8 protein-coding genes and 4 pseudogenes are annotated in these 20,614 nt (G+C 64.8%); 4 read left to right on the top strand and 8 right to left on the bottom strand.

Annotated features, from left to right (window positions below; genetic code table 11):
- Positions 1-4: 4 nt before the first annotated feature.
- The 3 genes and pseudogenes from ACO07W_RS02685 to ACO07W_RS02675 form a co-directional block, all read right to left on the bottom strand.
- Positions 5-643, bottom strand: a complete 639-nt coding sequence (locus ACO07W_RS02685; RefSeq protein ID WP_421840495.1) for a class I SAM-dependent methyltransferase — start codon at positions 641-643, stop codon at positions 5-7.
- 121 nt (positions 644-764) lie between these two features.
- Positions 765-5,018: a type I polyketide synthase gene (locus ACO07W_RS02680; RefSeq protein ID WP_421845778.1), complete on the bottom strand. Its 4,254-nt coding sequence runs from the start codon at positions 5,016-5,018 to the stop codon at positions 765-767.
- A gap of 69 nt (positions 5,019-5,087) precedes the next feature.
- A pseudogene (locus tag ACO07W_RS02675) lies at positions 5,088-7,145 on the bottom strand (type I polyketide synthase); the annotation flags it as partial.
- A 92-nt stretch (positions 7,146-7,237) separates the two neighbouring features.
- Here ACO07W_RS02675 and istA point away from each other — a divergent pair.
- Both istA and istB read left to right on the top strand, forming a co-directional pair.
- Complete coding sequence (gene istA, locus ACO07W_RS02670) at positions 7,238-8,473, top strand: IS21 family transposase (RefSeq protein WP_421839994.1); 1,236 nt, start codon at positions 7,238-7,240, stop codon at positions 8,471-8,473.
- Positions 8,473-9,264 carry an IS21-like element helper ATPase IstB gene (istB, locus tag ACO07W_RS02665; RefSeq protein WP_421839995.1) on the top strand — a complete coding sequence of 264 codons (792 nt, stop codon included), beginning with the start codon at positions 8,473-8,475 and terminating at the stop codon, positions 9,262-9,264. The genes istA and istB overlap by 1 nt, the downstream gene beginning before the upstream one ends.
- A gap of 61 nt (positions 9,265-9,325) precedes the next feature.
- Here the strand turns inward: istB and ACO07W_RS02660 are convergent.
- Positions 9,326-9,631 (bottom strand): annotated as a pseudogene (locus ACO07W_RS02660) (beta-ketoacyl synthase N-terminal-like domain-containing protein); the annotation flags it as partial.
- 132 nt (positions 9,632-9,763) lie between these two features.
- On the opposite strand from ACO07W_RS02660, the gene ACO07W_RS02655 reads away from it, so the two are divergent.
- Complete coding sequence (locus ACO07W_RS02655; protein WP_421840071.1) at positions 9,764-11,038, top strand: IS256 family transposase; 1,275 nt, start codon at positions 9,764-9,766, stop codon at positions 11,036-11,038.
- 65 nt (positions 11,039-11,103) lie between these two features.
- On the opposite strand, the pseudogene ACO07W_RS02650 reads toward ACO07W_RS02655, so the two are convergent.
- A pseudogene (locus ACO07W_RS02650) lies at positions 11,104-11,397 on the bottom strand (beta-ketoacyl synthase N-terminal-like domain-containing protein); the annotation flags it as partial.
- A 381-nt stretch (positions 11,398-11,778) separates the two neighbouring features.
- Here ACO07W_RS02650 and ACO07W_RS02645 point away from each other — a divergent pair.
- Positions 11,779-13,005, top strand: coding sequence for an IS110 family transposase (locus ACO07W_RS02645; RefSeq protein ID WP_421845748.1), 1,227 nt, complete (start codon positions 11,779-11,781; stop codon positions 13,003-13,005).
- A gap of 674 nt (positions 13,006-13,679) precedes the next feature.
- Here the strand turns inward: ACO07W_RS02645 and ACO07W_RS02640 are convergent.
- From ACO07W_RS02640 to ACO07W_RS02630, 3 genes and pseudogenes are all read right to left on the bottom strand, one after another.
- A pseudogene (locus tag ACO07W_RS02640) lies at positions 13,680-13,769 on the bottom strand (acyl carrier protein); the annotation flags it as partial.
- Between the two features lie 88 nt (positions 13,770-13,857).
- The gene (locus ACO07W_RS02635; RefSeq protein WP_421840071.1) at positions 13,858-15,132 is read right to left on the bottom strand and encodes an IS256 family transposase; all 1,275 of its coding nucleotides are present in this window, start codon (positions 15,130-15,132) and stop codon (positions 13,858-13,860) included.
- Positions 15,133-15,218: 86 nt separating this feature from the next.
- Entirely contained in the window at positions 15,219-20,612 is a 5,394-nt protein-coding gene (locus tag ACO07W_RS02630) for a type I polyketide synthase (RefSeq protein WP_421840494.1), read from the bottom strand.
- Positions 20,613-20,614 lie beyond the last annotated feature (2 nt).

Here is a 20,614-nt window from a genome sequence, read left to right as displayed (position 1 = left end):
CTAGTCATTTGATTTCATCGGTTGATTCAGTGGGGATCTCGGGCGCGGCGTGCTCGGGCTTGCGGGCGCGGAATAGGCCGACGCAGCCGCGGTTGTAGATCTCGTAGTCGTCGAAGTTCTGTTCCAGGACGGTACGCAGATCCTCGAAGCTGTCTTGTTCGTTGTGGAAGACGCCCTTTTTATTCAGGTTGTTCATCAGCCAGCGGCCGACGGCGGAGACCGGGACGCCCGACGACAGCACGGTGCCGCCGAATACGATGCCGCCCGGCCGGACTGCGGCTGCCGCGTGCTTGATCGCCACGCCCTTCTCTAGCAGGGTGCCCGGGATGCAATGCAGCAGTAGGCTCAGCGCCGCCGAGTCGTGGCTGTCCTCCGGCACCGGCAGCGGCTGCAGTGCGTCGCCGATGACTTTGGTGCAGTTGAAGTTTCGCATCCGCTGCGCGGTGTAGTCGAGAGTCATCTCGTTCATGTCGACAAGGGTGATGTTCGGGTTGGCTACCGGAAACCGGGAGCGGGCCATCAGGTATCCGGTGCCGACTCCGAGTTCAAGGTGTCGGGCGCCCAGACTGCGCTTGTACAGTTCGATCAAGTTGTTTGCTGGGCAACGCCAGGCCAGCGGTGCGCTGCCCTTGAAGACGAGCATGTCGTAGAAGGTCAGGGCGCGCCTGTGGTACGGCTCGTATCCGTCACGTACTGCGGCGTCAGTTTCGGTGCTCGGTCGTTCGGTGTTGTGCGTCATCGGTCGCCAATCTTAGCTTCTCTGTTCATGATTCGGAATTTAGGAGTGTTTCGTGGGACATTCGGGTGAGATGTGAGCGCACGGCGCTGAAGGTGGTGGAGGCATGATCGGCCGTCATCGAAAAATGATTGCCAGGCGTGTCGACCGTTACTGGCTCCGAGGGGCCCGGCCATTGGGCACGCCAATGCTCAACAGGGAAGCCGGGCAACGGATCTGCTGCCCGGATTAGCGCCGCGGGGAGATCGAGCGGGCTCGGCCGCCAGGGCTCGAAAAGGCGCGAGTAGCCACCCATGGCGGTGAGAACCGTGTCGTCCCACTGTGTCTCGTTTTCGAGTTCGGCTGTAGTGGCGGTCAGGAGCTCCTGGATTCGCGCCAACACGGGGTGCCCCGGCACGTAGCTGTCCAGCAGCACGACCGCTGTGGCGGGATGGCCGAGGTTGTCGAGATGTTCAGCGACGGCATGCGCGATCCAGCCTCCGGCCGAGTGGCCGAGCAGCGCGACTGGCCGACCTTCTGCAACCCGCAGCGCGTCGGCGGCGTGCAGTCGAGCCAACGCCGCAACACTTTCCGGTAGTGGTTCTTCCGGGGCGAACCCGGGAGCGGGCAATACCCACGTGTCCAAGACGTCGCGAGCTTCGGCGCCGAACCGAGCGTACTGGTGCGCGCCCGAGCGGGTGGCGAAGGACGGAAAGCAGATCAACACCGACCTAGCGGGCCCGTGCGCCAGACGCACGGGGGCGGGACGCCGTACAGCATCGAGCTGCTCGGCCGCGGCATTGGCGAACGTCTGGCGAAACCCAGAAGCCGCCTGCAAGAAGAGGTTGAACTCTGCGATCCGGCCCTCTTCAGCGGCGCGTGCGGCCAATGCTGTGATCGTGCCCGACCGATCGCTCGGGGCCTCGGCTACCACTGATCGCGGCAGGGCCGCCACGGTAGGATCAGCCGGAACCAGACCGGCGTCGACCAATTTCAGGCACAGCTGCTCGGCCAAAGCGTCCAAGGTCGGGTGCTGGAACACGGCTGTAGCCGAAAGCCTCACCCCAGTCACGGTGGTCAGTGCGGCGCGCACCTGAGTCGCTGCGAGCGAATCGATGCCCAGCTCCGGCAGACTGTCCGCGGCTTCGACCTCGTTGGTGCCTGGATGAGCGAGCACGGCGGCGACACGACGAGCGATCAGCGCTCGCAGTTCACTTTGCCGGTCGGTGTCGGACAGCGTTGCGAGTCGAGCATGGAGCACCGCCGCGTCCGGCTCATCGAGCTTCTGGGCGTTTTCGGTTGGCGTCTGGGCGGATACGGCTGTTGGCTGCTGAACTTCGGTAACGTCTGGCCAATACCGTCGCCCTTGGAAGGCGTACGTGGGCAAGCTCGCCGCACGGACGGTGTCCGGCGCTCCGAGCAAGACCGACCACTTCACCGGCACTCCGCGCACATGAAGAAGCGCCAGCGCGTAGAGCACACTGTCGAGTTCTGGGCGATCATCTCGCGGAAGCGCAGGAACTGCCAGCACCGAGCGCTCTTTGGCCGCCTCCCGCACCAGCGCCGAGAGGGCATCACCTGGTCCCACCTCAACCATAGTGCTCGCGCCGTCGTCAAGAATGCGCGATACCACGGCGTCGAAATCTGCTGTTTCGGCGGCGTGTGCCCCGTCGACAGAGGAGGCTGGCTCGTGGAGGCGCCGTATCCAGTATTCGGGTGAGCGTATGGCCGATGGTGAGGCGGCGGAGCGGCTTGGTAACAGGGGGATGGTCGGTGGGTGGAAGGTCAGTGTGCTTACGATCGTGGCGAACTGCTCAGGTTGGGTACGCGCCGTTACCAAGCGGCAGGCGTCCGGAGCGGATAGCACGTTGGCGACATGGGCAGCGATTAGTTCTCCGATTCCGGTTCCTACCAATATATCTGGGGAAATTCCCCAGGAATCCAGCAGCCGAAAAATGGCCGTCCCGACGGCGAACAGGGCGGGTTCGGTGTATGCGTGATCGTTCAACAGTGCGGCCGTCGGCGTATCCGCCGGTGCGAACAGCACCTCGCGCAGCGTCGGACCGCCCCGTGCGTCAGATACGGCGGAGTCAGCGACCGGCTCACCGTCGAGCAGGGTGAGAAGGTGATTTAGCGTCGCCGCGAACACCGGGTACCGCTCGTACAACCCCGCGCCCATTCGGGGGAACTGGCTACCCTGGCCGGGGAAGAGGAACGCCACACGGCCCTGAATGCACCGGCCGCGCACCACGCCCGCCGCTTCTGTGCCTGTGGCGAGTGCCGACAGGCCGGCGTCGAACTCCGCTCGGCTTGCAGCGAGGATGACCGCACGGTGGTTCATACTGGACCGGGCCAGCAGCGCGCGGGCCACGTCGCCGACGGGGGCCTTCTCGAACTGATGGTCGCGCAACTGCCCGGCCTGCACCCGCAGGGCATTCTCAGACCGCGCGGACAGAAGCCACGGGATGAGTGCCGCCGCTGATTCGGATTTGGGCTGCAACGGTTGTGTCGTCATATCCTGCGGCGCAACCGGTTCTGGAGTCGGCAGCTCAAGGATGAGGTGCGCGTTGGTTCCGCTGATGCCGAATGCGGAGACCCCTGCGCGGCGCGGGTGCTCTGCCTTCGGCCAGCTGATCGTCTGTATGAGCGGCACGACACCACCCGCATCCCAATTTACGTGCGGTGTTGGTTTATCCAGGTGCAGGATGCGCGGCAGCGCGCCGTGCTGCATCGCCTTCACCGTCTTGATCACTCCGGCCACGCCCGCGGCCGCAGCGGTGTGTCCGATATTCGATTTCAGTGCTCCGAGCCACAGCGGCAACCCCTCCGGGCGGCTCCGCCCGTAGGTGGCCAGTAGCGCCTCGGCCTCAATAGGGTCACCCAACGCGGTGCCGGTCCCGTGCGTCTCTACCGCATCTACGTCGGTGGCGGTCAAGCCCGCATTGGCAAGCGCCTGACGCAACACTCGCTCCTGTGCCGGGCCGTTGGGGGCGGACAGGCCGTTGCTCGCGCCGTCCTGATTGATTGCGCTACCGCGCAGGACCGCGAGTACCTGATGGTTGGACCGCCGGGCCCGCGACATCCGCTCTAGGAGCACCAGCCCCACACCCTCGCCCCACCCGGTGCCATCGGCCTCTGCGGAGAAGGGTTTACATCTGCCGTCCGGTGCCAGAGCACGCTGCCGGCTGAAGGCGACGAAAGCCTGCGGGGTCGCCAGTAGCGTCACTCCACCGGCGAGCGCGAGATCGCTCTCCCCGGACCGAACCGACTGTGCCGCTAGGTGGATCGCCACCAGCGAGGACGAGCAGGCGGTGTCCACCGTCACCGCTGGACCCTCCAGACCGAACGTATAGCACAGCCGGCCAGTTAGCACACTAGCCGCATTGCCTGTCATCAGATAGCCCTCGAGCTCGGTCCCGCTCGCACCTGCGGCACCCAGCAGCAGTTGATAATCCTGGCCGCTCATACCCAGGAATACGCCGGTTCGACTACCGCGCAATGACACCGGGTCGAGACCTGCTCTTTCGAACAGTTCCCAGGAGGTTTCTAGGGTCAGCCGCTGTTGTGGGTCCATCGCCAGGGCCTCGCGCGGGCTGATGCCGAAGAACGCGCTGTCAAAGTGGTCGGCTTCGGCAATGAAACCACCTTCGCGTACGTATGAACGCCCAGCCCGGTCTGGGTCTGGGTCGTACAGTTCGGCCAGATTCCATCCGCGGTCGCGCGGAAACGAGGTGACAGCGTCGACTTCGTCAATCACCAACCGCCACAGGTCCTCTGGACTGCGCACTCCGCCCGGATACCGGCAAGCCATCGCGACGATCGCGATCGGGTCATCGTCCACGTCGACGTCGGTCTGTTCCACGCCATCAGTGGGTCGCTCGGCGACGACCGTCCCTGATATGTCTGGCGCGTCAGTGAGCAGGGTCAACAGTCGCTTGCCGAGTGCTTGCGGTGTGGGATGGTCGAAAACCGCCGAGACCGGTAGCCGGACCCCGGTCGCCGTGACCAGTCGGTTGCGCAACTCGAGTCCGGTGGCCGACACGAAGCCTGCATCGAAGAAAGTTTGTCCGGGCGACATGCGGTCCGTGAGCCCGAGCACTGCGGCAGCGTTCTCCACCACGAGGTCTGCCAACACGCCCATGTGCGTCGACTCCGGCAATCCTGCCAGTCGCACCCGCAGTTCGGCGGCGGCGTTGTCATGCTCCGGTTCGTCACCCGAGGTTCGAAGTGCGGACATCATGCCGGATGACGCGGCGTTGATCCAGTATCGCTGGTGTTGGAAGGGGTAGGTGGGTAGGTCGATTGGGGTGTGGTTGTTGTGGGGTGTTGTGGTGGGCCAGGTGATGGGGATTGTGTGGGTGGCTAGGTGGGCTGCGTTGGTGAGTAGGCGTTTCCATCCGCCGTTGTCGCGGTGCAGTGTGGCGGTGATCAGGGTGTCGGTGGTGGTGGTGGTTTCGGTGGTTTGTTCTAGGGCGGGGGTCAGGACGGGGTGGGGGCTGATCTCGAGGAAGGTGGTGTGTCCGTCGTGTATGGCGGTTTGGGTGGCTTCGCAGAATCGGACGGGGTTGCGCAGGTTGGTGTACCAGTAGTCGGTGGTTAGTTGTGTGGTGTCGAGGGCTGTGGTGGTGACGGTGGAGTAGAAGGTGATGTTGCTGGTGTGTGCGGTGATGTTGGGTAGTGCGTTGTGGATGGGGGTGTGTAGGGGGTCGATGTGGTGGCAGTGGCTGGCGTAGTCGACGTTGATGCGGCGGGCGTGGATGTTGTGTTGTTCGCAGTGGTCGAGTAGTTGGTAGATGGCGTTGGTGTTTCCGGCGATGACGGTGCTGGTGGGGCTGTTGTGTGCGGCGATGGATAGGTGGTTTTGCCAGGGTTGGATGAGTGTGGTGGTTTGTTCGGGGTTGAGTGCGATGGCGGCCATTGCGCCGTGACCGGTGATTTCGGTTAGTGTTTGGCTGCGTAGGGCAACGATTTTGGCGCCTTGGTGCAGGTCGAGGGCTCCGGCGATGACGGCGGCGGCGATTTCGCCTTGTGAGTGGCCGATGACTGCGGCTGGGTGTACGCCGAGGGATTGCCAGACTCGGGCCAGGCTGATCATCATGGAAAATAGTGCGGGTTGAACGATGGTGACGTCGTTGAGTGGTTGGCCGTTGGTTAAGACCTCGGTTAGTGACCATGGCACGTAGGGCTGTAGTGCGTGCTCGCATTCGGCGATCGCGTCGGCGAATACTGTTGATGACGCCAGTAGTTCGGTTGCCATGCCGGTCCATTGCCCGCCTTGGCCGGGGAAGACGAATACTGGGCTGGTGGTGGTGGCCGACCCGGTGACTACAGCGGGATGTTCGGTTGCGGTGGCCAGTGCGTCGAGGCCAGCGAGTAGTTGTTCGCGGTCGGTTCCCAGCACGGCTGCGCGGTGGTCGAGCATGGCGCGTTGGGTGATTAATGCGTGGGCGACATATCGGATGTCTGTTGATGTGTCACGTAGATGGGCCGCCAGGCGCTCGGCTTGGCCCCGTAAGGCGGTGCTCCCGCGGGCAGACAGCAGCAGAACCGTAGGTGTGGTGGCTATGTCGGGTTCGCCGGTGGGCGAAGATGGGGACGTTTCGGTGGGTTCGGTGGTGTCGCTGGATGTTTCGGTGGGTTCGGGTGGTTGTTCGATGATGATGTGGGCGTTGGTGCCGCTGATGCCGAAGGCTGATACGCCTGCGCGGCGGGGGCGGCCGGTTTCGGGCCAGGGTTGGGCCTCGGTGAGCAGTTGTACTGTGCCCGTTGACCAGTCGACGTGGGGGGTGGGGGTGTCGATGTGCAGGGTTTTCGGTAACACGCCGTGCTGGATGGCCAGTACTGTTTTGATGACTCCGGCGACTCCCGCGGCGGCTTGGGTGTGGCCGATATTAGATTTCAGCGAGCCTAGCCATAACGGCCGGTCTGCCGGGCGGTCCTGGCCGTAGGTTGCGATCAGGGCTTGGGCCTCGATGGGATCACCAAGTGTGGTACCGGTGCCGTGTGCTTCGACGACATCAACGAGATCGGCGCTTAGCTGGGCATCATCGAGAGCCGCCCGGATAACACGCTGCTGCGACGGACCATTCGGCGCCGACAACCCATTGCTGGCACCGTCTTGGTTGACCGCACTCCCACGCACCACAGCCAACACCCGATGCCCGTGACGTTGAGCATCTGAAAGCCGCTCCAACACCAACACACCCACACCCTCGCCCCAACCAGTACCATCGGCGGCCGCCGCGAACGACTTGCAGCGGCCATCTGGAGATAGGGCACGCTGCCGCGAGAACTCCACGAACATGCCCGGCAATGCCATCACCGCTGCGCCGCCGGCCAGCGCCATCGTGGACTCGCCGCGCCGCAGCGACGCCACGGCCAGATGCAACGCGACCAACGACGACGAACACGCGGTATCCACCGTCAACGCTGTCGGCGGCAACTGAATACTGACCAGTGGGCGGCAATTGAAAATTGACCAGCTTCCTAGAGTGCCTTGGCTATGTGTCAAGGAGGAGGCAGGTGTTGAACGTGGAGGATTGGGCTGAGATTCGCCGGTTGCGCCGGTCGGAGCAGTTGCCGATTGCCGAGATTGCGCGGGTGATGGGTATTTCGCGGAATACGGTGAAGTCGGCGTTGGCTTCTGATGGGCCGCCGAAGTATCGGCGTGCGGTGAGGGGTTCTGTTGCTGATGAGGCCGAGCCGCGGATTCGGGAGTTGTTGGCGGCCTATCCGCGGATGCCGGCGACGGTGATTGCTGAGCGGATCGGTTGGTCGTATTCGATCCGCACACTGAGTGGGCGGGTGCGTGAGTTACGGCCACTGTATTTGGCGCCGGATCCGGTGTCACGGACGACGTATGTGGCCGGTGAGGTCGGGCAGTGTGACTTCTGGTTTCCCGATGTTGTGGTGCCGGTGGGGTATGGCCAGGTTCGTAGGGCGGCGACGTTACCGGTGTTGACCATGGTGTGTGGGTATTCACGGTGGGCTTCGGCGCTGTTGATTCCGACACGCGCTGCCGAAGACTTGTATGCCGGTTGGTGGCAGCATCTTTCGACGTTGGGTGCGGTTCCACGGGTGTTGGTGTGGGATGGTGAGGGCGCGGTCGGGCGGTGGCGGGCACGCCGACCAGAGTTGACCCCGGCATGTCAGGCTTTCCGCGGGACCTTGGCCACCACGGTAGGGATCTGTAAACCCGCTGATCCTGAGGCCAAGGGTCTGGTTGAACGGTTCCATGACTATTTGGAGCGGGCGTTTTTGCCGGGGCGGGTGTTTGGCTCCCCAGCCGATTTCAACATCCAGTTGCAGGCCTGGCTGGTGGGGGCCAACCACCGCCAGCATCGGGTGCTGGGATGCCGGCCAGCAGATCGCATCGCCGCCGATACCGCAGCGATGCTGGCATTGCCGCCGGTTGGGCCCAGCATCGGATGGCGACGCTCAACGCGGTTGCCTCGCGATCATTACGTGCGCCTCGACAGCAACGATTACTCGGTGCATCCGGCCGCGATCGGCCGCCGTATCGAGATCATCGCAGATCTAAACCGGGTGCGGGTCTGGTGTGACGGCACGCTGGTCGCCGACCACGACCGGATCTGGGCCAAACATCAAACGATCAGCGATCCCGAACATGTCCAGGCCGCGAAACTGCTGCGGCGCAAACGGCTCGAGGTTGTTGGTCCACCGCATCACGTGGAGGTCGAACAACGCCGTCTCGCTGATTACGACGCCTTGTTGGGCCTTGACGGGCCGGTGGCGTGATGGCTGCCAAGACCGCGACCAGCAGCCGTGATGTCACCGCCGAGCTGGCGTATCTGACCCGGGTGTTGAAAGCCCCGACGCTGCGTGAGGCCATCGAACGTCTCGCTGAGCGCGCCCGAACCGAAGCGTGGAGCTATGAAGAATTCCTCGCGGCGTGTCTGCAGCGTGAGGTGTCGGCTCGGGAATCTCACGGCGGCGAAGGGCGCATCCGCGCTGCCCGCTTCCCATCACGTAAATCGTTGGAAGAGTTCGACTTCGATCATGCCCGCGGTCTCAAACGCGACATCATCGCCCATCTGGGCACCCTGGACTTCGTCACCGCTAAAGACAACGTGGTGTTCCTCGGCCCACCAGGGACCGGCAAGACCCACCTGGCGATCGGGATTGCGATGCGCGCTTGTCAAGCAGGTCACCGCGTTGCGTTCGCGACCGCTTCGCAATGGGTTGATCGTCTTGCTCGCGCCCATCACAACAGCACCCTGCAAGCCGAATTGGCGCGGCTGGCCCGCTACCCCCTGCTGGTTGTCGATGAAGTCGGCTACATCCCGTTTGAACCCGAAGCCGCCAATCTGTTCTTCCAACTCGTGTCGTCGCGTTACGAACGGGCCAGTCTCATCGTCACCTCGAATAAGCCCTTCGGGCGGTGGGGCGAAGTGTTCGGCGACGACGTAGTCGCCGCCGCCATGATCGACCGACTCGTCCATCACGCCGAAGTCATCGCCCTCAAAGGAGACAGCTACCGCATCAAAGACCGAGACCTCGGCCACACCACCACAGCCGAGGACCAATGAAACCAAGCTGGTCAATTTTCGATTGCCGAAACCTGATCAGTTTTCACTTGCCGTTGACAAACGCCGGACCTTCCAGCCCAAACACATATGACAGCCGACCGGAGAGCACACTCGCCGCTGCTCCGGACAGGAGGTAACCCTCCAGGTTCTCCGTAGACTGCTGTAGCCGGGTAGCGTAATCCTGCTGTCCAGTACCCATGAAGACGCCTGTGCGGCTGCCGCGCTGGGTAGTCGGATCCACCCCCGCATGCTCGTAGGCCTCCCATGTTGTCGCGAGCAGCAGTCTTTGCTGCGGATCCATCGCCAAGGCCTCACGCGGTCCGATGCCGAAGAACGCGGCGTCGAATAGCGGCGCCCCTTCGAGGAAACAGCAGGTCGCGTCTCATCGCTGGTGTAAATGGTCACGGGCGTAGGTTCCGTCGCAACCGACGAAAGCTATGAAGGAGGGGCTACGCCCGTGACCAAGCGAGTATCGCCGATTGAGCGTGTGCGTGTTGAGATGGATCAGTTGTTCGCCGCGACCGAGCGGCCGTTGACCGAGATTTTGGAGGAGGTCGGGCGGTTATCGGTGCGTCTGGTGTTTCAGGTCGCCGTGGAGGCCGAGGTAGAAGCAGTGTTGGGCCGAGCCCGTCACCAGCGTCGGGTTCAGGACGGCCCGGGCGGGTACCGCAATGGGTATCAACCGCCGGCGACGGTGAAGACCACGATGGGCTCGGTCGAATTATGCCGCCCGAAACTACGCGACACCGACGAGCGGTTCTGTTCGCGGCTATTCGGTGCCGGGGTGACGCGCACCCACGCTCTGGAGGCGTTGGTGATTTCGGGATGGGTGCGCGGTTTGTCGGATCGCGACATCGAGGCCGCGTTGGCCGAGGTGCTGGGCTCGCAGGCGGCGTTGTCGCGCTCGACGGTGAGCCGGATTTGTGCGGCCATCAAAGACGAGTTCGCTGCGTGGTCGTCTCGACGCCTTGATGAGCTGGTGTTGGACTACCTGTTCTTGGATGCCTCGAACTTTCGGATGCATCCCAACGCCCCGGCCGAGCCGGTGCTGGCCGCCTGGGGCATCTGCACCGACGGCAAGCCCCTGTTTATTGGGCTGGCCCCAGCCGCAGCGGAGTCGGCTGATGCGTGGGCCGACTTCTTGGCTGACCTGAGGAACCGGGGACTACGCCCGCCGCTACTGGGCATCTCCGACGGGGCGCCGGGCCTGATCGCCGCATGGGAGACCACGTTTCCGGCAAGCCTGCGTCAGCGGTGTCTGATCCATCGCTGCCGTAACGTCATCGCCAAGACACCTGTCGCGGTCCAGGACGAGATCAAAGCCGCGTTCTGGTCGATCTTCGATGACATTGACCAGCCACCCGGCCAGCAGGCCGTGGATGAAGCCACCCGCCGCGCCGAGGAGTTCACCACCACATACCGCGGGCTCTACCCAGCCGCGGTCGCTTGCCTGGCCAACGACTTCGCCTCGCTGAGCGTGCATTTGCGCTTCCCCCGCCAACACTGGACACGCATCCGCCATTCCAACCTCATCGAACGCACCTTCGGAGAATCCCGTCGCCGGGTCAAGGTCATCGGCCGCCTACCCGGCGAAACCAGCTGTCTGTCGCTGGTATGGGCCGTCCTCGACCGCGCCAGCCGCGGCTGGCGCGGAGTCACCCAAACATCAGCGACCAGCCGCCACCTCCAAGAACTACGCCACCAACTGCTCGAGCCACCCCGCCCACTGCATCCCCCCACCACAACAACCACGACCGACACCACCGCCGCGTAACATGACCACCAGGAACATGCGCCCAGCGTTTTTACACCAGTCCTAAGACGCCACCAACAGCCGTTGCGGGTGTATGTCTTGCCGGGGGTATCGGGGTCGGGGTCGTAGAGGCTGTCTAAATCCCAGCCCCGATCGTCGGGGAACGGTGTGGTCGCGTCACGGCTCTCGGTGACCAAGTCCCACAGAGTGTTGGGAGAGTCGACACCCCCCGGATAGCGACAGGCCATGCCGATGATGGCGACCGGTTCGGTTTCGGTGTATTCCTTTTTGCGCAGTTGCTCCCGGCTGACCTGCAGTTCGGACGTTACGCGCTTGAGGAAATAGCGGAGCTTCTCCTCAGTCTCACTGCTTGTCGGCACAGTCTGGCCGCTCCTAATCGTTTAGTAGGGATTGGTTACCGGTCCGGGTGTTGGTGACCGGGGCCTGTTTCTTGCGGGATCTGCCGTCAGGTGACGTCTGGTGTTCCCGTCGTTCGACGACTTGAGAAAGAGCGGCGCGTCTGGCGGCAGGTCTTGTCGGGTTGGTGGTGAGATTCCGTTGCCCGAGCCCGTCGCAGGGGTGACTTCCTGATGGTTGTTCTCGAGCCTTGAGCTCTTCGACAGAACGAAGTCCTGCGATGTGCTGGAGTCACGGACGGCTAGTGAGATGACGGACCTTGGAGTCCCGCGATTAGGGCGCCGCGTGAGTCCACCGGTAACGGCGCAACCATCCACCGACGAAAAAGTGAGGACGTCTTGGGCTTGTTTTGTGGAATCGACTGGGCTACTGAGCATCACGATGTTGCTGTGGTTGATGACGACGGGAGGGTGGTAGCCCGTGCACGGCTGGGCAATGATGCGGCCGGGTTCGCGCAGCTGTTGACGTTGCTGGCTGAGGCCGGTGACAGTGCCGCTGATCCGATACCAGTGGGGATGGAAACTGATCGTGGCCTGTGGGTGGCGGCGCTGCGAGAAACTGGCCGGGTGATTTATCCGATCAACCCGTTGGCGGCTTCGCGGTATCGGGCACGGTATGCGGTGTCGGGGGCCAAATCCGATGGTGCCGACGCGGTGCTGCTGGCCAATATTGTGCGCACCGACCCCGGCGCGCACCGCCCATTGCCCGCCGACACCGAGTTGGCCCAGGCGATCCGGGTGCTGGCCCGCGCTCAGCAAGACGCGGTATGGGCACGTCAACACATCGGCAACCAGATTCGCGATGTGCTCAAAGATTTCTACCCGGCGGCCATCACCGCGTTCGCCGACCTGCCCGAGGGCGGGCTGGCTCGTCGAGATGCGCGCACCATCTTGGCTGCTGCACCAACCCCCACCCAGGCGACCAAGCTGACCCCGGCCCGACTGCGCCGACTGCTGGCCAAGGCCGGCCGCCGCCGCCATCTCGACCGTGACATCGAACGGTTGCGGGAGGTGTTCACCGACACCTACCTGCACCAACCACCGGTCGTGGAGAACGCGATGGGTATCCAATTGGCAGGGCTGCTGGGTCAGTTCGAGGCTGCCTGCACCACTGCTGCTGATCTCGCCGAGGCGGCAACCGCCCATTTTGAGCAGCACCCGGACTCCACGATCATCACCAGCTTCCCCGGACTGGGGAACCTGGCCGGTGCCCGGGTACTCGCCGAGATCGGTGATGACCGCGCCCGCTTCACCGACGCCCGCGGACTGAAAGCATTCGCCGGAGCCGCGCCGATCACCCGCGCCAGCGGCAAGAAAACCCTCGTGTTGCACCGCCATATCAAGAACCGGCGCCTGGCCGCCGTGGGTCCCATCTGGGCTTTGGCATCGCTGCGCGCCTCGCCGGGCGCCCGTCGCCACTACGACACCCGCCGCGCCGCAGGAGACTGGAACCACCAAGCCCAACGACATCTGTTCAACAAATTCCTCGGCCAACTCCACCACTGCCTGCAAACCGGCCAGCACTACACCGAACATCTAGCCTTTCCACCTCCTCCCTCGCTCGTGGCTTGACTTTTAACTTCGTGAGATGTCTTTCTGGCTCGCTCAGCTGGGGCAGAAATTGCGCGTTTCCGCTTGCGCTGAATAGGGACATTTCGCCTAATCGGGAGCAGAGTGGCTAAGGCGTGTCTCCCGTTGTGTGTGACTGCGCTGACGCGAACGGCCCGAACCGCTCGGTGTGTTGACTTCGGATAGCTACGTGCCTTTTGCGCCAACATTGGTGGGTCTTCGCAAGTGCGCGCAGCCGGGAACATGCTGCCGGTCAGCAGCACAACAGGTTGTGATCCACATCTAGAGCTCAACCGCGAGTCCCCCTAATAAGTTGCGAGCGCTTTGTCCGGTAAGCCCTAGGAGATGCCGAGCTCGTTGGTCAGGAAGTCGAATACTGTGTTGTCGTCCGCCGAATCCAGCGATACCCGTCCGCCGGTGCCTTTGTCGCCCGCGTCCGGAAGGGGGTCCGTCACACCCCGTTCGGTCCACTCGACGGTTAGGGCGTGTAACCGCCGGGCGATCCGGGCATGTTCCGGGTGGTCTGGCGCTAAACTCGCCAGCGCTGGCGCCAGCTGGTCGAGTGCAGCCAGCACTGGGGCGGCCGACGGGACGTCGGCACGCGGGAGGCACTCGTTCAGGTGCCTGGCCAGCTCGCGGGTCGTGGGGTAATCGAAGACGAGCGTCGATGGCAGCCGCAGATCAGTGGCTGCGGTCAGGCGGTTACGCAGCTCGATCGAGGTGAGAGAGTCGAAGCCCTGGTCGCTAAATGGCTGGTCGGGCGGGATAGCGGCGGGATTGGCGTGGCCGAGGACCTCAGAGGTGGCGTCTTAGGACTGGTGTAAAAACGCTGGGCGCATGTTCCTGGTGGTCATGTTACGCGGCGGTGGTGTCGGTCGTGGTTGTTGTGGTGGGGGGATGCAGTGGGCGGGGTGGCTCGAGCAGTTGGTGGCGTAGTTCTTGGAGGTGGCGGCTGGTCGCTGATGTTTGGGTGACTCCGCGCCAGCCGCGGCTGGCGCGGTCGAGGACGGCCCATACCAGCGACAGACAGCTGGTTTCGCCGGGTAGGCGGCCGATGACCTTGACCCGGCGACGGGATTCTCCGAAGGTGCGTTCGATGAGGTTGGAATGGCGGATGCGTGTCCAGTGTTGGCGGGGGAAGCGCAAATGCACGCTCAGCGAGGCGAAGTCGTTGGCCAGGCAAGCGACCGCGGCTGGGTAGAGCCCGCGGTATGTGGTGGTGAACTCCTCGGCGCGGCGGGTGGCTTCATCCACGGCCTGCTGGCCGGGTGGCTGGTCAATGTCATCGAAGATCGACCAGAACGCGGCTTTGATCTCGTCCTGGACCGCGACAGGTGTCTTGGCGATGACGTTACGGCAGCGATGGATCAGACACCGCTGACGCAGGCTTGCCGGAAACGTGGTCTCCCATGCGGCGATCAGGCCCGGCGCCCCGTCGGAGATGCCCAGTAGCGGCGGGCGTAGTCCCCGGTTCCTCAGGTCAGCCAAGAAGTCGGCCCACGCATCAGCCGACTCCGCTGCGGCTGGGGCCAGCCCAATAAACAGGGGCTTGCCGTCGGTGCAGATGCCCCAGGCGGCCAGCACCGGCTCGGCCGGGGCGTTGGGATGCATCCGAAAGTTCGAGGCATCCAAGAACAGGTAGTCCAACACCAGCTCATCAAGGCGTCGAGACGACCACGCAGCGAACTCGTCTTTGATGGCCGCACAAATCCGGCTCACCGTCGAGCGCGACAACGCCGCCTGCGAGCCCAGCACCTCGGCCAACGCGGCCTCGATGTCGCGATCCGACAAACCGCGCACCCATCCCGAAATCACCAACGCCTCCAGAGCGTGGGTGCGCGTCACCCCGGCACCGAATAGCCGCGAACAGAACCGCTCGTCGGTGTCGCGTAGTTTCGGGCGGCATAATTCGACCGAGCCCATCGTGGTCTTCACCGTCGCCGGCGGTTGATACCCATTGCGGTACCCGCCCGGGCCGTCCTGAACCCGACGCTGGTGACGGGCTCGGCCCAACACTGCTTCTACCTCGGCCTCCACGGCGACCTGAAACACCAGACGCACCGATAACCGCCCGACCTCCTCCAAAATCTCGGTCAACGGCCGCTCGGTCGCGGCGAACAACTGATCCATCTCAACACGCACACGCTCAATCGGCGATACTCGCTTGGTCACGGGCGTAGCCCCTCCTTCATAGCTTTCGTCGGTTGCGACGGAACCTACGCCCGTGACCATTTACACCAGCGATGAGACGCGACCACCTCAGATACGCCGCGTCGGACTAGATCTAGCAGGACCTGGAGACGCTCATCCTCGGCCAGGCCGGTGATCCGGGCACGTAGTTGCGTCGCGGCGACGCGATCTGCCGAGTCGGTGGCGGGTCTGCCGGCACTTCGGGCGAGACTGGCCAACAGCGGAGGAACCGTGGCGGTCTCGGTACGCAGCGTGGTCAGGTCGAGTCGCAACGGTACTAAAGCGGATAGCTGCGTCGCCTGCTCATCGGTGGTGGTGCTCAGGGTGGCGCCGAGCGCGAGGTCGAGCGTCGCCATTCCGTCGTCGGCGTGGAATGGCAACACGCCGATACGGCGCAGCTGCGCTAGGGTCGGCGTGTCCAGCGCGGCTGCCATCCCGCCGCGTTCGACCTGCCAGGTACCCCAGGCCAGCGATACGGTCGGCATGCCGAGTTCGGTTCGGCGACAAGCCAAGGCGTCGAGGAAGGTGTTGGCGGCGGCATAGGTGCTTTGCCCGGCGCCATCCAAGATCGCCGCAGCGGACGAGAAAAGGATCAGCGGTACTGGCACGGCGCGGCTTTCGTCCGAACCCGGCTGGGAAACGGGCAGGAGCAGTTCGTGCAGATTCCAGGCGCCATCGATCTTCGGGCGCAAGACGGCGTCGACCCGCTCCGGCGTCAACGTGGAGAGAACGCCATCGTCGAGGACGCCCGCTGTGTGTACTACCGCGGTCAACGGATGTTCCGGGGGAACGCGATCCAACACCGCGGCCAATGCTTCCTGGTCGGCGGCGTCGCAGGCCGCCACGGTTACCTCGGCGCCGAGGGCGGTCAGTTCCGCTACCAGCTCGTCGGCACCCGGTGCCGCGTCGCCGCCGCGGCTGAGCAGGAGCAGGGATCGTACGATGTGCTCTTCAGCCAGATATCGGGCGACAAGCCCGCCGAGAGCACCGGTACCCCCTGTGATCAGGACCGTGCCCTCACGGTTCAGGCGTGCTGTGTCCGTGGCCGACGCGAGCGCGTTGCCGATGTGTGCCAGCTGCGGGGCGAATAGGGTGCCGCGGCGTAACACGACTTGTGGCTCACCGGACTCCGGAAGAGCCGCCCACACCAGGGCAGCTCGTCCTTCCGGCGACTCACCGATCGGTTCGTCAACGTCCAGAAGTACTATTCGACCAGGGTTTTCTGCTTGGGCCGCGCGAACCAGACCCCACACCGGCGACTGGATCAGCCCCTCGACCTTGTCGCCAGGCACCGCTGCCACCGCGTCGCGGGTGGTGACGATCAGCCGGGACGCCTCGAACCGTTGATCTGCCAGCCAGGCCACCACGTGTGACCGCACTGTGTGCACCGCGGCGCGCGTGGCGGCGGGAACCGGAGCGGTGGTGTCGACGGGAACGGTCAGGAGTACAGCGGCGGGCAATGGCCTGCCGTCGTTCACTGCGGCCGCGAGCGTATCTATATCCGAAAAATGCTCGCTCACAAGAACTTCTGGCGCGGGACCAGAGCCGACTGCGACGAGGTCGAAATCGGGGGAAGAATCCGTTGGCGCCGGGATCGGCGACCACGCCACGTGATACAGGTTCTTGGTCGCCCGGCTGCGTGCTGGCGCCCGCAGCTGCTCGAGTGAGACTGGCCGTGCCCGAAGCGTCTCCGCCGAGACCACCGAGACACCGTGGGTATCTGTCACGTTGAGGGCCATCGCCTCCGGACCGGCCGGCCTCAGATGGATGCGCAGCGCATCAGCACCGGTCCGGTGCATTCGCACACCGACCCACGCGAACGGCAGCATGACCTTGCCGTGGGTCGTGCCAAGCAGACCAGCGTGCAGCGCGGCGTCGAGCAGCGCGGGATGGATGTGATATCGAGCCGCGTCCGCACGGAACGGCTCGGGCAGGACCACCTCTCCGAAGATGTCGTCGCCCGAACGCCACACCGCGCGCAGACCACGGAAGGACGGGCCGTAGGCGAGGCCGTCGCGTGTGACAGCCTCGTAGAAGCCGGTCAAGTCTACGGATTCGGCGCCGGGCGGCGGCCACGCGTCGTCCGCACCCGGCAGGTCTCTCACGACATCGGGCTCGGACCTTTCCGATGCGACCAGTACCCCGGAGGCATGGCGGGTCCAAGGTCCGACGTCGGGGCCGGGCCGGGCCGACGCATGCGGCTGCGAGTAGAACGCGATCGAGCGGCGCCCGGATTCGTCGGCGACGCCCACGATCACCTGCAGGTGCACCACCTCGTTGCCGACGAGGACGAGCGGACTCTCCTGGTCGAGTTCTTCCACCGTGTCGCAGTCGATCAGGCGCCCGGCGTGCAGAGCCAGGTCAATGTAGGCCGTGCCGGGCAGCACGGTTTCGCCGAGTACGACGTGGTCGGCGATCCAGCTCGGGGCTGTCGGCGATAGTCGGCCGGTGAGCACCAGCCCAGTGCCGTCCGCCGGAGCCAGCGCTGCGCCGAGCATCGGGTGCCCGGCTGGTGCGAGGCCCAGATCCGCTGGCTCCACCCCAGATTCCAGGGCGGTCAACCAGAACCGTTCGCCTTGGAAGGCGTAGGTTGGCAGGTCTGCCGGGTACGACGCGCCGGCCCGTGCATCTAGGAGCGCGCGCCAGTCCACGGCCACGCCCCGCACGTGGGCATGGGCCAGGGCGGTCAGCGCGGTGGCAGCCTCGGGGCGCCCGCGGCGCAACAGCGGAACTGCCGTGACGGCATCGGGCCCGGCGGAATCGCGGACTAGCGCGGACAACACCCCGTCCGGGCCCAGCTCGAGAAAGGTGCGTACTCCATCGTCGAGCAGGGTGCGTACGCAGTCGTGGAATCGGACCGTGCCGCGGGCCTGCCGCACCCAGTAGTCGACTGAGCGCAGTTCTTCGGCGGTGGCGGTCCGGCCGGTGAGGTTGGAAACCACCGGAAGCTGCGGTTCGTGCAGTGTCAGTGCGGACAACGCCGCGCGGAAGCTGTCGAGCATGCCGTCCATGCGTGGCGAATGAAAGGCGTGGCTGACCCTTAGTTCCTTGGTGCGCCGGCCTTCGGCGCGCAGCAGTGCCACCACCGCGCGCACCGGACCCTCGTCGCCCGAGATGACAACCCACGTTGGGCCGTTGACCGCGGCCAAGACAGCTCCGGGGTGCTCGGCCAAGAGCCCGACTACATCTTGTTCGCCGACCTCGATGGCCGCCATCAGCCCGCCCGCTGGCTGCTGCTGCATCAAGCGGCCGCGTGCCGCGACCGCACTGACAGCGTCGGGAAGCGAGAAGACGCCCGCGACATGTGCGGCGGCCAGTTCGCCGATCGAGTGACCGAGTAGATAACCGGGGCGCACACCCCACGATTCGACCAACCGGAACAGGCTCACCTCGATGGCGAACAATGCGGGCTGTGTCCACGCTGTCCGGTCGAGCAGAGCAGCCTTGCTTGAGCCCGGATCGGCGAACAGCGCATCGCGCAACGCCACATCATGCTCGGAGAATAGGGCACAGATGTGGTCTAGGGACTCGGCGAAAACCGGATAGCGGTTGTAAAGTTCGCGTCCCATGGCGGCCCGCTGCGCGCCCTGCCCGGTGAACAGGAACACCGGCGCGTCGCCGGAAACAGCGACACCGACGACGGGAGGGGCGGAGGAAACAATGGAATCCGCTCGTCGTGCAGTATCGCCGGACAGCCATGCCAGACCCTCGAGAAGCTCTTCGCGTTCGGTGCCGAACAAAACGGCCCGATAAGTCAGTTGTGCTCGGGTGGTTGCCAGCGCCAGCGCGATGGCCGCCGGGTCGGCCTTCGCGTCCGCGGTCACGGCGGCGTGTAGCCGATCGGCCTGCGCGCGCAGCGCGATCGGATCAGCGGCGGACAGCAGCCAGGGGCGTGCAGATGCAGTGGCTTCTTCGAATCTTCGATCGGAGTCCTTGGGCGCTCGATTGATTCTCTGGCCTGCGGGATCCGGGTCAGTCGCAATAGTGGCCGCGACAGGCCCGGCATCCGTCGGGGCTTCAATAATGATGTGGGCGTTGGTGCCGCTGATGCCGAACGAGGACACCGCAGCTCGACGCGGTTGTCCGTTGTCTTCCCAGAGCTGCGGCTCGGTGAGCAGCCGCACGGTCCCGGCCGACCAGTCGACGTGCGGTGTCGGCTGGTCCACGTTAAGGGTGCGCGGCAGCATGCGGTGCTGCATGGCCAGTACTGTTTTGATGACTCCGGCCATGCCGGCGGCCAACTGGGTGTGGCCGATATTGGATTTCACCGAGCCCAGCCACAGAGGCCGTTCCGGCGAGTGTTCCCGACCGTAGGTCGCAATTAATGCCCGCGCCTCGATGGGATCGCCGAGCCGGGTGCCGGTGCCGTGCGCCTCCACCGCGTCCACGTCGGACGCGGCCAAACCTGCGTCCGCGAGTGCTTGGCGGATCACCTTCTTCTGGGCCCCACCGCTAGGCGAGGTTAGTCCGTTGCTGGCACCGTCTTGGTTGACCGCACTACCTCGCACCACGGCCAGCACCCGGCGCCCGTCACGCTGCGCGTCCGATAGCCTGCTGAGCACCAGCACACCAACGCCCTCCCCCCAAGAGGTGCCGTCGGCATCTCCGGAGAAGGCCTTGCAGCGGCCATCTGGGGCGAGCCCGCGTTGTCGGCTGAACTCGATGAACATGTGTGGCTGGGCCATCACAGCGGCGCCGCCCACGATCGCGAGATCGCACTGGCCGCTGCGCAGAGACTGAAGAGCCAGGTGCAGCGCGACCAGCGACGACGAGCACGCGGTGTCCACGGTCATCGCCGGTCCTTCCAGGCCGAAGGTATAGGCCAGTCGTCCTGACGCGACACTGACTGTGGTGCCGGTCAGCAGGTAGCCTTCGGAACCTTCGGTGGCGGTGTGCGCTCCGGTGCCGTAGCCGAGCGGGGAGGCGGCGATGAAGACGCCGGTGCGACTTCCGGAGAGCGTCCCAGGGGCGATGCCGGTGAGTTCGAAAGCCTCCCAGGCGGTCTCCAGCAGCAGTCGTTGCTGTGGGTCCATGGCGATCGCCTCGCGCGGGCTGATACCGAAGAAGGCGGCGTCGAATCGGTCGGCGTCGCGCAGGAATGCACCGTGGCGGACGTAGCTGGCGCCGGAACGGTCGGGGTCGGGGTCGTACAGATCTGGGTCCCATCCGCGGTCGGTCGGGAACTCTGTGATCGCGTCTCTGCCGTCTGCCAGTAGTCGCCAGAAGTCTTCCGGCGTGGTGATGCCGCCGGGAAACCGGCAGGCCATGCCGATAATGGCCGCCGGTTCGCGGTAGGCCCGCAGCAACTCGTCGTGCTCGGCCTGGAGGCGCTTGTTCTCCTTGAGAGAGTGGCGCAGTGCCTCGGTCAGCCGGGTGGCTCTGTCGTCGGTCTGCGGCGGGGTTGGCGTGGTCGTCTCCATGT

Source organism: Mycobacterium sp., assembly GCF_965230835.1.
In the GTDB taxonomy this organism is placed as follows: domain Bacteria; phylum Actinomycetota; class Actinomycetes; order Mycobacteriales; family Mycobacteriaceae; genus Mycobacterium.
This window is presented reverse-complemented; position numbering and strand designations above follow the sequence as displayed.

Excerpts from the sequence above, each read along its gene's own strand:
- ACO07W_RS02635 (WP_421840071.1), bottom strand. The coding sequence starts at position 15,132 with ATGGATCAGTTGTTCGCCGCGACCGAGCGGCCGTTGACCGAGATTTTG.
- ACO07W_RS02655 (WP_421840071.1), top strand. The coding sequence starts at position 9,764 with ATGGATCAGTTGTTCGCCGCGACCGAGCGGCCGTTGACCGAGATTTTG.
- ACO07W_RS02630 (WP_421840494.1), bottom strand. The coding sequence starts at position 20,612 with ATGGAGACGACCACGCCAACCCCGCCGCAGACCGACGACAGAGCCACC.
- ACO07W_RS02685 (WP_421840495.1), bottom strand. The coding sequence starts at position 643 with ATGCTCGTCTTCAAGGGCAGCGCACCGCTGGCCTGGCGTTGCCCAGCA.
- istB (WP_421839995.1), top strand. The coding sequence starts at position 8,473 with ATGGCTGCCAAGACCGCGACCAGCAGCCGTGATGTCACCGCCGAGCTG.